The 12,129-nt window shown below is 57.2% G+C and carries 12 protein-coding genes and 1 pseudogene; 12 read left to right on the top strand and 1 reads right to left on the bottom strand.

All coding sequences use genetic code 11. The annotated features are described in order from the left end of the window. Nucleotides 1-25: 25 nt before the first annotated feature. The 7 genes and pseudogenes from ACX3YF_RS03680 (at nucleotide 26) to ACX3YF_RS03650 (ending at nucleotide 5,612) form a co-directional block, all read left to right on the top strand. The gene (locus ACX3YF_RS03680) at nucleotides 26-1,180 is read left to right on the top strand and encodes a p-hydroxyphenylacetate 3-hydroxylase oxygenase component (RefSeq protein WP_458946375.1); all 1,155 of its coding nucleotides are present in this window, start codon (nucleotides 26-28) and stop codon (nucleotides 1,178-1,180) included. A gap of 77 nt (nucleotides 1,181-1,257) precedes the next feature. After that, nucleotides 1,258-1,791, top strand: a complete 534-nt coding sequence (locus ACX3YF_RS03675) for a flavin reductase family protein (protein WP_458946198.1) — start codon at nucleotides 1,258-1,260, stop codon at nucleotides 1,789-1,791. Nucleotides 1,792-1,885: 94 nt separating this feature from the next. Beyond that, nucleotides 1,886-2,902 carry a DODA-type extradiol aromatic ring-opening family dioxygenase gene (locus tag ACX3YF_RS03670; RefSeq protein WP_458946197.1) on the top strand — a complete coding sequence of 339 codons (1,017 nt, stop codon included), beginning with the start codon at nucleotides 1,886-1,888 and terminating at the stop codon, nucleotides 2,900-2,902. Nucleotides 2,903-2,949: 47 nt separating this feature from the next. Beyond that, nucleotides 2,950-3,078, top strand: a pseudogene (locus ACX3YF_RS03665) (3-keto-5-aminohexanoate cleavage protein); the annotation flags it as partial. A gap of 64 nt (nucleotides 3,079-3,142) precedes the next feature. Beyond that, nucleotides 3,143-3,898 (top strand): alpha/beta fold hydrolase, encoded by a 756-nt coding sequence (locus ACX3YF_RS03660; protein WP_458973423.1) that lies wholly within the window; start codon nucleotides 3,143-3,145, stop codon nucleotides 3,896-3,898. Nucleotides 3,899-3,900: 2 nt separating this feature from the next. Further along, on the top strand, nucleotides 3,901-4,686 hold the full coding sequence (locus ACX3YF_RS03655) for an HpcH/HpaI aldolase family protein (RefSeq protein WP_458946195.1): 786 nt from the start codon (nucleotides 3,901-3,903) through the stop codon (nucleotides 4,684-4,686). A 29-nt stretch (nucleotides 4,687-4,715) separates the two neighbouring features. Next, nucleotides 4,716-5,612 (top strand): cupin domain-containing protein, encoded by an 897-nt coding sequence (locus ACX3YF_RS03650; RefSeq protein ID WP_458973422.1) that lies wholly within the window; start codon nucleotides 4,716-4,718, stop codon nucleotides 5,610-5,612. Between the two features lie 37 nt (nucleotides 5,613-5,649). Here the strand turns inward: ACX3YF_RS03650 and ACX3YF_RS03645 are convergent, their stop codons facing one another. Further along, nucleotides 5,650-6,624 (bottom strand): helix-turn-helix transcriptional regulator, encoded by a 975-nt coding sequence (locus ACX3YF_RS03645; protein ID WP_458946193.1) that lies wholly within the window; start codon nucleotides 6,622-6,624, stop codon nucleotides 5,650-5,652. A gap of 361 nt (nucleotides 6,625-6,985) precedes the next feature. On the opposite strand from ACX3YF_RS03645, the gene ACX3YF_RS03640 reads away from it, so the two are divergent. The 5 genes from ACX3YF_RS03640 (at nucleotide 6,986) to mhpD (ending at nucleotide 12,129) form a co-directional block, all read left to right on the top strand. Beyond that, nucleotides 6,986-8,140, top strand: a complete 1,155-nt coding sequence (locus tag ACX3YF_RS03640) for an OmpP1/FadL family transporter (protein ID WP_458973421.1) — start codon at nucleotides 6,986-6,988, stop codon at nucleotides 8,138-8,140. 507 nt (nucleotides 8,141-8,647) lie between these two features. Beyond that, nucleotides 8,648-8,860 carry a DUF2790 domain-containing protein gene (locus ACX3YF_RS03635; RefSeq protein WP_223272615.1) on the top strand — a complete coding sequence of 71 codons (213 nt, stop codon included), beginning with the start codon at nucleotides 8,648-8,650 and terminating at the stop codon, nucleotides 8,858-8,860. A 476-nt stretch (nucleotides 8,861-9,336) separates the two neighbouring features. Next, nucleotides 9,337-10,287: a 3-carboxyethylcatechol 2,3-dioxygenase gene (locus ACX3YF_RS03630; protein WP_458946191.1), complete on the top strand. Its 951-nt coding sequence runs from the start codon at nucleotides 9,337-9,339 to the stop codon at nucleotides 10,285-10,287. Between the two features lie 21 nt (nucleotides 10,288-10,308). Next, the gene (locus tag ACX3YF_RS03625) at nucleotides 10,309-11,166 is read left to right on the top strand and encodes an alpha/beta fold hydrolase (protein ID WP_458973420.1); all 858 of its coding nucleotides are present in this window, start codon (nucleotides 10,309-10,311) and stop codon (nucleotides 11,164-11,166) included. A gap of 168 nt (nucleotides 11,167-11,334) precedes the next feature. Next, complete coding sequence (gene mhpD / locus ACX3YF_RS03620; protein ID WP_288101155.1) at nucleotides 11,335-12,129, top strand: 2-keto-4-pentenoate hydratase; 795 nt, start codon at nucleotides 11,335-11,337, stop codon at nucleotides 12,127-12,129.

Below are 12,129 nucleotides of genomic sequence, written 5' to 3'. Positions count from 1 at the left end.
CGCTGTCTTGGCGGACGGGCAGCCCATGATCGAAAAGGTGCGTGCTCTGCTACCGCAGATTGCTGCAGGGGCCGCGCAGGCCGAGCGTGAGCGTATGGCGCCAGCGCAAAGCATCGAGCTGCTCAAGAGTATTGAGTTGCATCGTGCGTTTCAGCCCAAGGTGTATGGCGGATTGGAAATGTCGCTGCCCGATTTCGAACAGTGCCTGGTCGTGATTGCTGGAGCATGTGCGAGCACTGCCTGGGCTTTCGCACTGCTGGCTCACCACTCACACATGTTGGCCATGTTTCCCAAGCGCCTGCAGGATGAGATCTGGGCTCATGATCCAGATGCATTAGCCAGTAGCAGTATTGCGCCGTTCGGTCGCAGCGAGGAGGTTGAGGGTGGAGTGCTGTTCTCAGGCGAAATGGGCTGGAGCAGTGGTTGCGACCATGCTCAGTGGGCGATCCTGGGGTTCATGCGTACCAATACAGCAGGCGAAAAAGCCTTGAGCTTCGTGGTGGTTCCGCGTTCGGATTACACCATACGCGATACTTGGTTTACGGCTGCGATGCGGGGCAGCGGATCCAAGACCATCGTGGTCGACAAAGTCTTCGTGCCAGAGCATCGAATCCAGAACATCAAGGAAATGGCGATGGGCTTGTCGGAGGGGGGTGGCAACCTCTATCCGCAAAGCGAGATCTATCACGTCAACTTCGTTCCGGTCTTTGCCAGCCTGTTCTCTTCGGTCAGCCTGGGTGTGGCAGAGCGAATGCTCCAGGTATTCAAAGAGAAGCAAAAGAGTCGAGTCCGAGCCTATACAGGGGCCAGCGTTGGCGGCGCAACACCCGCGCTGATGCGCCTGGCTCAATCAACGCATCAAGTGTCAGCCGGTCGAGCTTTTCTGGAAAAGACTTGGGAGGACATGCGCGTACATGCGGTGAGCAAGGTGCAACCGGATCCGCAGAAGCTTGCGTTTTGGCGTACCAATCAGGCGTATGCGGTGCAAATGTTCATCGAGTCAGTCGATCGTTTGTTCGCTGCTGCGGGCGGAACGGCATGGTTTGACGATAACGAATTGCAGCGTCTGTTCAGGGATTGCCACATGGTCGGGGCGCATGCCTATACCGACTACGACGTCTGCATGCAGATCCTCGGACGCGCGCTAATGGATCTGGAGCCTGATCCAACGTTGTTCTAGGGCGTACACCTGGCTGCCAACTCTTTCGATGCGGTTGATGCTCTGACATCGACAGCATCATCCCAATGGTAAAAATGATGAATACGATCTTGAAGCAAGACAATCAGGCCACCTCTTTCGATGCGCGTACCCTCCGAAACGCCCTGGGCAACTTCGCCACAGGCGTGACCGTGATTACTGCCAGTAACGGTGATCGTCGCGTGGGCGTGACCGTTAATAGTTTCAACTCGGTTTCGCTCGACCCGCCGTTGATTCTTTGGAGTATTGGCAAGCAATCGGGAAGTTTTCCCGTATTCGAAGAAGCGGGCTACTTCGGGGTCAATATCCTGGCTGCCGACCAGATCGAACTCTCCAATCGCTTTGCGCGCCCGGCGGTTGAGGACAAGTACGAAGGCGTGGAGGTCAGTCATGGCGCAGGAGGTTGTCTGCTGCTGCCCGATGCCTGTGCGAGCCTGGAATGCCAGACCTACAGCCTCGTCGATGGCGGCGATCATTGGATCTTTTTGGGCCGGGTGATCTCTCTCCAGGAATCAGGGCGTGCGCCACTGCTTTTCCATCGCGGTGGATACTCGGTGGTTTCTCCGCACCCCTCACTGGAAGTTCGAGGGTAGGCGCCTGGGCCACCTTTTGTTCGCTTCGTCATCTACTCGTTGTGGCTCGGCCGCTGTTTGGGGCTGTGCCTTTCACTCGTCAAGGAGAGCTTCTGTGACTCACCATAATTCCAATAATCCCACTGACTCGTCCGTATATGTTGCTTGCGTACCGCATGTGCCGCTTACGAAGATTCAAGAGCGCTGGCCCGTTGAGGCAAATCGCGCATTCTGGGAAAGCTACCAGGCGCGTGTGGATGAACTTAGAACATTCAACCCTGATCTGGTCATCATCTTTGGTGGCAATCATATGGATGGCATCCACCTCAAGTTGATGCCGCAGTTTGTCATTGCCCATGTTGCGCACGCGCTTGAGGACTGCGGAGGATGGCCCGGGACGCTAGATGTTCCTTTCGATCTTGCAACCCAATTGACAGCGGCGCTGGTGGAGCAGGACTTCGACATCGCCAGTTCCCATGCCATGGAAGTTGATCACGGCTTTTCTAATCCGTTGCACTATTTCCTGGGTGAGCTCGATGCCAGGCCCGTCATACCCATCCACATTAATACCATCTCCGATCCGCGCCCAACCTTGCGTCGCTGCCGCCAACTGGGTGAAGCCGTCGGGCGCTTCGCTCGTGATCTGAACAAGCGCGTCGCCATCCTGGGTACGGGCGGACTCTCGCATCAGACCGATTTTATCTTCCCGCAATATCACAATGCGCCAAACGGCGATGTCAGGGATTACCTGGTCTTCGGTGGTGAGAAGGGTTCAATAACTCGTGAGAAATGGCGCAACGACGTCGTGGTTGGCATGGACAAATTGAGCCACGACATCGTCGATGGTCGCTTCCGTGCGCCCTGGATCAACGAGTCCTGGGACAAAGCTTTTCTGGATGTTCTGTGTAGCGCAGACCTGACGCAGTTTGATGTTTGGACCGATCAACAGGTACTGGATGCTGCCGGCTATGGCGGCAGTGAGGTGCGTCTCTGGATTGCCGCTGCCGCTGCTGCGGCGGCATTTGATGAAACGATCCAGTTACGTCAGGACTTCTATTCTGGCGACACCACTTTTGCCGTCGGCGTCGGCGTCGTGCATGGCCAGTCGGGTAGGGCATCTGCCGCTCTTTGATTCATTGCTGGCGCTGATACGTTTCCATTCATTGAACTGTATCGATCATGAAAAAAGTCATTGTTACGTGCGCGATTAGGGATTCGATTCACACGCCTTCCATGTCTCCTCACTTGCCTGTCACACCAGGTGAAATTGCCCGGGCTGCTATAGAAGCTGCACAGGCAGGAGCGGCCAACCCTATCGTCAGCGCTGATCGATTACCTGTCAGGTCAGCGCCTGTGCAGGCAAGGAGTATCTATGTCATATGAACGCAACAAGAACACTGCCGTGCTGCTTCATGGCTGGGGCGGCTCCTACGAAACTGTCTGGAAGCAGGCCGGCTGGACTGATGCCCTCGAAAGCGCCGGTTTCGAAGTGGCTGGCATTGATTTGTACGGGCATGGTCGTGCAGCAAGGTCGCATGACCCTGCCGACTACGCCGATCTGGCAACACACGCCTGTGTCTCGCTGCCCGACATACAAGGACTGGTTGGCATTGGTTATTCCCTGGGATGCAAGGTGCTGTTGGAGATTGAGGCGCGTTCGCCGGGCCGATTCGAAATGTTGATTCTGGGTGGGCTCGGCGCCAATGTCTTTGCCCCCGAAGCGTTGGGGGGCGAAGTTGCCGATTGCCTTACGGACGGGCCCAACACCGATACGCTTCCGATCGTTCGACGGCTCGCTGATTATGGTCTGGCGGCTGGCAATGACCCACTGGCCATTGCCGCCTGCCTCAGGCGTGCGCCCAATCCGGTGTTGACTCCGCAGAGGCTGTCGACAGTCTGCTGTCCTGTACTGATCGTGACCGGAAGCGCTGATGAACTGGCCTACCCCGTTGATGCTCTGGCGAAAGCCTTGCCCTTTTGCCAAGTCAACATCCTGGACGGTGTCGATCATATCGGCCTGCCAGCGGCCCCCGAGTTTCTTCGCGCGGCATTGGCATTCCTGGGCCGCCATGAAATGGGTGCCAGCCAGGAGCAAAACAGCGCTAACGTCCTATCGATGAGGAGATGAAAATGGTCAAAACATCGCGTTACAACCTCAGGCAGCGCCTGTTGGCCGAGGACGCCCCCTTGTTTGGCACCTTTATCAAAAGCACTGCCGTGCACTCAGTCGAAATAATGGGTGGACTGGGTTACGACTTCGTCATCATTGATGCCGAGCATGCGCCACTCGACCGAGGGGTGACTGAGTTGCTGATACTTGCCGCGCGCGCTAGTGCGACCCCGGCGCTGGTCAGAGTCAGTGAGATTCAGGGACATTCCATTCTGTCTGCACTGGATGATGGCGCCGCTGGAGTGCTTGGGCCACATATCGATTGTGCTGACCGGGCACAAAAGTTGGTGGCTGCCAGTCGCTACGGCGGTAAACGGGGGTTCTCCAACTCACCGCGTGCGGGGGGGTACGGTGAGCGATCACTGTGGGATCACGTCGATCGAGCCGATGACGAAGTGGCGGTTGTTGCCATGATTGAAGATCCAGAGGCCATCGAACATCTCGACGAGATACTGGCAGTGGAGGGGGTGGACGCAATCTTCATTGGCAGGGGCGACCTCACGGTTGCCATGAATGACCGAGCGCCTGGGGCGCCCAGGGTCACAGAGGCCACCGAAAATATCCTGGACGCTGCTAACCGTGAAGGCATCCCGGTTTTGCTACTTGTCACGGACGCCGCGGAAGCCAGCTATTACCGCAGCCGCAATGTCCGCGGCTTCGTGATTGCGTCGGACTACGGATTCATGAGAACGGCCGCCAAACAAGCGCTCAACACTTTTGCCAGCGCTTGTAGCAGTGACGTGTAACGACACTTCAGGACAATGAGATAGTAACCATGAGCACTTCCGATCCTCGTGCCTCTTTGGCGGCGTATGCCGCAAGTCCCTCAGCTCAGACTTTCGACGCCGCCGAATATGCACGATTCTACGAACAGCCACCGACCGTGCAGGCATCTGCATTGGATATCTGGTATGCGCGTGGCCAGAACTTTGTAGTGGGTTATGCCGATGCGCAGTCAGGAGCGTGCTTTTCGCGGCTGGCGCAACCGGATGAATACGTCGTGCTGCTTCCTGACGCAACAATGACTGTCTCGATCAAGTGCAATGGTGACTCTCGAACTGTGGAGGGAGAGTCAATTGTTTTCGTTCCTGCCGGTGACAGTGAGCTCCGAGTATCCGGCGTCGGGCGGCTGATCCTGATGTTCACTGCGCGAAGCGAGGATCTGTGCGCGCTTTGCTCTAACAACGCATCCTACAGACTACCCCATGGGAACATCCCACCTTTTGCCCCTTGGCCTGAGCCCGTGGGAGGGCCGGCTATACGCGCCTACAGTCTTGATGTACCTGACGAGGAAGGGCGGTTCGGCAGAATCTGGCGGTGTTCGACCTTCATGGTGAATGTGTTGCCCGCTCAGCAAGGGCCACGGGACGTGACAAAGCTGTCCCCCCATCACCATGACTCATTCGAGCAGGGCTCCTTCGCCCTGGATGGGGCATTTACTCACCATATCCGGTGGCCGTGGACGGCCAATCTCAATGCGTGGCGCAAAGATGATCACGAATACTGCGGATCGCCATCGCTGGCGGTGATCCCGCCCCCGGCAATTCATACCTCGCGCGCGATGGCGTCTGGCTTGAACCAACTGATCGATATTTTCTCGCCGCCGCGAAAGGACTTTTCCGAGAAGCAGGGGTGGGTACTCAATGCCGGGGATTATCCTGTGCCGGCATAGAAGAGAGTGTCTTGCGCAATGATTGGGTGGAGCAGGTTCAAGCCTGCTCTGCCTTTCCCGTATGTTGAGCGCGATAGCGGCTAGGTGTACTGCCATAGGCCACTTTGAACAACCGGGCAAAGTGACTTTGGTCGACAAACCCGCACAGCCAGGCCACTTCTCCAATGGGCAAGTGCGATTGGCCTGAGCTGGCAAGAATCTGGGCGGCGCGTCTTAACCGGCTGGAGGTCAGCAACGTACTGAAGCTTGTTCCTGCGTTCGACAGAACACGGTGCAGATGCCTGGAGCTGATCTCCAGGTCCCGGGCAATTGTGCGTGGTGTTAGGGAGTGAGCTTGTTGCTGCTCGCAGATACTCTCCTTGATGCGTCGGACCAGTTCCGAATCATGCTTGTCTTCCAATCGCTGATTGAACACCAAGGCACTCAGTGCTCCGAATTGGTCGGCCAATACTGCGCGTGGCAGCGCAACGGTATCGAGGCCGGAATCAGCGACTGCAGTGAGGAGTCCGGTCAGCGGGCGGGTCCAGGCGTGATCGGTGCTCAGCTGTTTACCCAGGTGTTGATGTGGGTCACTGACCCAGGTGCTGAGCCAATCTTCAGGTATGTGCGCTGTCAGGCAGTCGCTGCCATCCGGATGTTCGATCTGATAAGGGTATTGATCCGACAACAAGATGAACGAGCCAGGCTTGACCAGCGTTCGTTCGCCATGATGGCTAACGAGGATACGCCCGGCGCGGGCGTGCAGAAATTCAAAGTAGGGTCTCGGGTCTCTCACGATCATTTCGATGGATCGAGAGGTTTTCTGCGCCGTGCATCGTAGAAAGTTCAGATCGATCGGTCCCAAGCCATAACGAACCCAGGACGCTTGAAACTCGATGTCAGGTTGGCTTCTGACAGACATCTCAGCGATTTCGGTGGACACCATCGCTTTATAAGCGTCCACAGGGGACGTAGAAGATGCTTCTCGTGTCGACCATTTTCGATCTCGCCGCGGGCTGAGCGTGATGAGCATGAAAAATCTCCGGTCGACGGGTGTGGCTGACAGCGCCTGCCAGGTGTCGACATTTCTTATTTTTATTGAGCATGCACTCTCGATTTCGAGTTCGGCATGTCGTCCAACATAAATGAGCCCGCAACAACTCACAATGCTATGCCGGCCTCCCTTCCGTTTGTGTCCCTCTGCTCCTAATCGCTGGCGCTATCAGACGCGCCAGGCGTCCGTCCGGGTGTCAGCCTAAAGCTGGTAGTGAATCTGACCGCTTCATGCCTGGCCTGTGAGTCTTTGGCTTTTGCCTGGCTTGCGCCTCCGTTCGATCGCCCGGAGGCCGTAGACCCAAGCCGATGAATCAACAATAAAAACAAGAGAGATTGCCTTGAAAAAACTAGTGACGATGGCAGGCACAGCCCTGCTGTTAGCGTCTGCAGCGGATTTGTGTTTTGGTGCCAATGGATCTCAGCTCACAGCCTATGGGGCCAAAGCTGCCGGCATGGGAGGGGCTAGCGTGGCATTTCCGCAGGATGCAATTGCGGCCGCGAGTAACCCCGCAGGGATGGCTGAGGTCGGATCGCGTCTCGACGGCGACCTGCAGTTTCTTTACGTCAAGAGTCGTACGCAATTCATGAGCGAGGACAATGAGCATCACGGCCAGCGCTACGCTCCGGTTGTCGAGTTCGGTATCAACTATCAGGTCGACGAAAAACTGTCCCTGGGCTTTTCAACAGCCGCTTCAGGCGTTCTGTTTCGCTACAACGATGCTTTGCTTCCCAACCCGAACCTGGACCGGGCAAAGGGAGCATTACTCCAGGTTGTTGGTCTCCCTACTTTGGCTTACAAGGTTTCCGACCGGTTATCGCTAGGGATATCACTGGCCCTTGCCGCCCAGCGCTTCGAAGCACAGGGCATCCCGATACCCGGGACGGACGAAGGATTTCCCGCGCACGGAGCCAAGTATTCCTTCGGTACAGGATGGCGGGCCGGCGCCCTATGGAAGGCCAATGACTGGGTATCGTTCGGCGCGATGTACGCGCCAAAGATCAAGATGAGCAAACTTGATGAGTACAAGCAAGATCTTCTGTCCACTGTCGCAGGCTCTATCGATATGCCCGAGCAGTACGCGTTCGGTGTGGCAGTGAGGCCAACCGATCGTTTGACACTTGCATTGGACTGGCAACATATCTCCTGGCAGAACGTCGATGCCTACCATGAGCTATTTGGATGGCGCTCCCAGGACGTCTTCCGCCTCGGCGGCGCCTACGCATTGACACCGCAATGGACCGTCCGAACCGGCTACAGCACTACACGGCGCCAATACGGGTCCGACTTTGCCACTCAGAACGCCCTGCTGGTGGGGATCAATCCCAACGCGGTGACGTTAGGGGCTACACGATCATTTCAAAACGGCAGCGAGCTGACCTTCGGCTATGAGTACGACCTCGATGCAGATGTCAAAGGTACAGGACCGAGCACCGGCACGAAAATCAGCACAAACATGGGTTTCGTCACCGTCGGCTTTGGCTGGAAATTCTAGCGGTTCGGGTAATGCAAAACCCAATGCTTGATAGGTACTCACATCCCTGACTGGTGAGTAAACCTCTCAGGTGTTTTCTGGATCATCCATGCCACTAAGGGGGAGGAGATCCGCACCGCGGCGTAATAAGTTTTTTCCTGCCGGATAAGTACCTGTTTTCATGGCTCGGTGTTCAGCTTTTCAAGCGCGAAACCATAAAAAGCCCCGACCATTGTGTCGGGCTTTTTGTGGGCGAACCCCCATCTCTGAAACGGCTGCCGATTATTACCGTTTTTCCAATAATGCATTTCAGTCTTTGGTCTTTATCAAAAACACCACCGGAATAAAATGGGCCCAGCTTCCAAACAAAGCCACGAAGCGCAAGCTCATAGGGGTCCAAGCAAACCACCCTGCCGCGCATCGTAGAGCCTTCGGCCTTATTTATTCCGACTGAAGACGTGAATCGTTTGCATCGTTGGGACACTTGAAATGAAATTGTTTAAGACATTGATTGCTGCTTCTTTTGTAATGCTGGGTAGCCAAATGGCTTTTGCCGATCAGTCTGCGGTAGAGCAATACACCTACGGCTCTCACCTCGACATCGCCAAAGTGATTCACATGGACGCCGTTCCCGATGACGTCTGCGCCGTGGTCCCTCTGCAGATGACTTACCTGGACCACCAGGGTCAGCAACACGTCATGCAATACAGCGCAATGGGTAACGGTTGCTCAGGCAACTAACCGAGTCCCGACAAAGCCTGCCCGTGGCAGGTTTGTTCAAACGCCCCAATGGGGCAGGCCGGGGGAAGATCCCGGCATCGTTGAAACGCCTGTGTCCATGATGCAGACCGACCCCGCCCAGTGCGGGGTTTTTCATGTCTGGAAGATGGCGTCCGGTGGCGGGCTATCCGGTGTGAACCCGGCGCTACTGGAAACGGTCAGGGTTCGACGCCCTGAAGACAACCGGTTACTACCACGCCTGCGATGCCCCACGCATCGGCGGTGACAACGCAGTAGCCGGTAGATACGTCATTCCCCTCCCTCACGGACATCAAATCCTCAACGCCCCCCACTGTGCAATTTTCGTGCGCTGACGGGATAGCGCGGTGTTTCAGTGGACTGTTGGTTTTTTAGCGCGGACTTATGCTCAGGGTCCAATCAATCACGAACATTCCAGTGATTCCCGTGGATCAGTTGGTCGTGACAGTGAGAGTGAAATGAGCGCCTATCTACATTGCCTATCGCATACACCATTGATGGGGCATGTGGACCCTGCTGCAGCCGTTCTGGATGAGGTCGCCAGCGTCGTCGAGGCGGCCCGGCAGCGCATCGCGGCCTTCAACCCTGAACTGGTCATTTTGTTCAGTGCGGACCACTACAATGGTTTTTTCTACGACGTGATGCCGTCGTTCTGCATTGGCATGGCCGCCCATGCCATCGGTGATTTCGACACGCTGGCCGGACCGCTTTCCGTTCCCCAGGCGTTGGCGGAGCGTTGTGCTGAATCCGTTCTGTGTGACGGAGTCGACGTCGCTGTGTCGTATCGGATGCGGCTCGATCATGGTTTTGCTCAGCCGCTGGAGATGTTGTTCGGTGGCTTGCAGGAAGTGCCGGTGATCCCGGTCTTCATCAACTCGGTGGCAACCCCGTTGCCGAGTTTTCAGCGTGCTCGGCTGTTGGGCGAAGCCTTGGGGCGGTGGGCGCGATCACTCGATAAACGCGTGCTGTTCCTGGGCTCGGGCGGGCTGTCTCATCAGCCCCCGGTTCCGGAGTTGGCGAAGGTTGAGGGGTTAATGGCCGATCGGCTCAAAGGCAGTGGCCGTTATCTGCCGGCCGATGAGCGCGCTGCCCGTACGCAGCGAGTGATCGTTGCGGCGCAGCGTTTCGTAGAGGATCCGGCTTCGCTGTACCCACTCAATCCCGAGTGGGATCAGGGCTTCCTTACGCTGCTTGAGCAAGGTCGGCTGAGTGAGTTGGACGCCATGGCCAACTCCCAACTGTCGGCCTTGGCCGGCAAGTCCTCCCATGAAATCAAAACCTGGGTTGCCGCCTTTGCGGCCCTGGCGTGCTTCGGCCCGTATCAGGCGAGCGACCGTTATTATCGTCCTGTTCCAGAGTGGATCGCCGGGTTTGGCTCGTTGAGTGCCAAGCCCGTTATCCACGTCTGAGTACCATTCAGAGAATGCCCAATGAGTCAGTACAGCGAAGGTGCAACCAGTCGTTTTGCCGTGATCGACGACGAAGGTCTGAACTTGAATATTCATTATCACAACTGTGGCGACGGGCAGCAGGTGGTCGTCATGCTGCATGGTTCCGGGCCTGGAGCCAGCGGCTGGTCGAATTTCAGTCGTAACGTCGAGCCTCTGGTGCAGGCTGGCTACCGTGTATTGCTGATGGACTGCCCCGGCTGGAGCAAGAGTGACAGTGTTGTCTGCACCGGGTCGCGTTCGGCGCTCAATGCGCGGGTGCTCAGAGGGCTGCTGGATAAGTTGGGCGTGTCGCGTGCTCATTTGATCGGCAACTCCATGGGTGGGCACAGCGTGGTGGCTTTCACACTGGCCTATCCCGAGCGGGTCGGCCGTCTGGTGCTGATGGGCGGTGGCACGGGAGGGGTCAGCCCATTCGTGCCGATGCCCACCGAGGGCATCAAGTTGTTGCAGAAGGTCTACCGTGAACCAACCGTGGCCAACTTGCGGCAGATGATGGACGTCTTTGTCCATGACACTGGCGATCTGACGTCCGAACTGGTGGCGGGTCGCCTGGAAAATATCCTGCGGCACCGCCACCACCTGGAGAACTTTACCAAGAGTCTGGACCTGAACCCGCGTCAGTTCCCCGATGTGTCCATGCATCTGGGTGAGATCTGCGCGCCAACCCTGGTTATCTGGGGACGTAACGATCGCTTCGTGCCGATGGACACTGGACTGCGCCTGGTCGCCGGTATCCCCAACAGCGAATTGCACCTGTTCAACAATTGCGGTCACTGGGTGCAGTGGGAGCACGCCGGGCGTTTCAATCGTCTGGTGCTGGACTTCCTCTCCAGCTGAGACCGCGCCACGTCTGCCAAGGTGAAAAAGTTCCTGTTGCGTGAGCAGGCGCGGCAACTGGCCGTCGATCAAAAATTTCAGCGCTGATGGGATAGCCGCGTAACTCACGGGATCGCTGACCCGCTGGCGTATTCCTAACATCACCCGACAACTAAGCGCGAGGTGAATATGAGCGTGACCCAACAAACCCTTGAGCAACTGGCTGGTGCCTTGCGTGATGCCGAACGCACGGGGGAGGCGATTGCCCCGTTGCGTGAGCGGATCGGTGAAGACTCTGGTGAGGCGGCCTACGCCATTCAGCGCCTGAACGTCGCCCATGCAGTGGCCGCAGGTCGGCGCGTGGTGGGGCGCAAGATAGGCCTGACCAACCCCAAGGTACAGGTTCAGCTTGGGGTCAATCAGCCGGACTTCGGCACCTTGTTCGCCGACATGTGCCATGGCGACAACGAAACCGTATCGATTGGCGCTGTACTGCAGCCGAAGATCGAGGCGGAAATCGCTTTGATTCTGGACAAGGCTCTGCCACGTATCGATACCACTTTTGCCGATGTGCTCGATGCCGCCGCCTGGGTTCTGCCCGCGTTGGAGATCGTAGGTTCACGAGTGCAGGACTGGAACATTCGCTTCGTCGACACCGTTGCCGACAACGCCTCCAGCGGTTGCTTCGTATTAGGCGGTCCGGCCGTGCGCCTGGCAGGAGTCGATCTGCGCAAATCCGTCATGAGCATGACCCGCAACGGTGAGCCGGTCTCCAGTGGCAGCGGTGCCGAATGCCTGGGGCATCCGCTCAATGCCGCCGTGTGGCTGGCCCGCACCATGGCGAGTCTGGGCGAGCCATTGCAAGCCGGCGACATCATCCTCACTGGCGCTCTCGGGCCGATGGTGGGGGTCAGCGCGGGCGATCGTTTCGAGGCCGTGATCGAAGGCATAGGCCAGGTCGCAGTCAATTTTTCGGCCGAGTGA

The organism is Pseudomonas fluorescens group sp. PF-69 (genome assembly GCF_054481235.1).
The sequence above is the reverse complement of the archived record's forward strand: the minus strand, read 5'-3'. Positions and strand labels throughout refer to the sequence as shown.

Coding starts and splice junctions, on each gene's coding strand:
- ACX3YF_RS03625 (WP_458973420.1), top strand. CDS start 10,309: ATGAGTCAGTACAGCGAAGGTGCAACCAGTCGTTTTGCCGTGATCGAC.
- ACX3YF_RS03635 (WP_223272615.1), top strand. CDS start 8,648: ATGCTGGGTAGCCAAATGGCTTTTGCCGATCAGTCTGCGGTAGAGCAA.
- ACX3YF_RS03630 (WP_458946191.1), top strand. CDS start 9,337: ATGAGCGCCTATCTACATTGCCTATCGCATACACCATTGATGGGGCAT.
- ACX3YF_RS03660 (WP_458973423.1), top strand. CDS start 3,143: ATGTCATATGAACGCAACAAGAACACTGCCGTGCTGCTTCATGGCTGG.
- ACX3YF_RS03650 (WP_458973422.1), top strand. CDS start 4,716: ATGAGCACTTCCGATCCTCGTGCCTCTTTGGCGGCGTATGCCGCAAGT.
- mhpD (WP_288101155.1), top strand. CDS start 11,335: ATGAGCGTGACCCAACAAACCCTTGAGCAACTGGCTGGTGCCTTGCGT.
- ACX3YF_RS03645 (WP_458946193.1), bottom strand. CDS start 6,624: ATGCTCATCACGCTCAGCCCGCGGCGAGATCGAAAATGGTCGACACGA.
- ACX3YF_RS03680 (WP_458946375.1), top strand. CDS start 26: ATGATCGAAAAGGTGCGTGCTCTGCTACCGCAGATTGCTGCAGGGGCC.
- ACX3YF_RS03655 (WP_458946195.1), top strand. CDS start 3,901: ATGGTCAAAACATCGCGTTACAACCTCAGGCAGCGCCTGTTGGCCGAG.
- ACX3YF_RS03675 (WP_458946198.1), top strand. CDS start 1,258: ATGAATACGATCTTGAAGCAAGACAATCAGGCCACCTCTTTCGATGCG.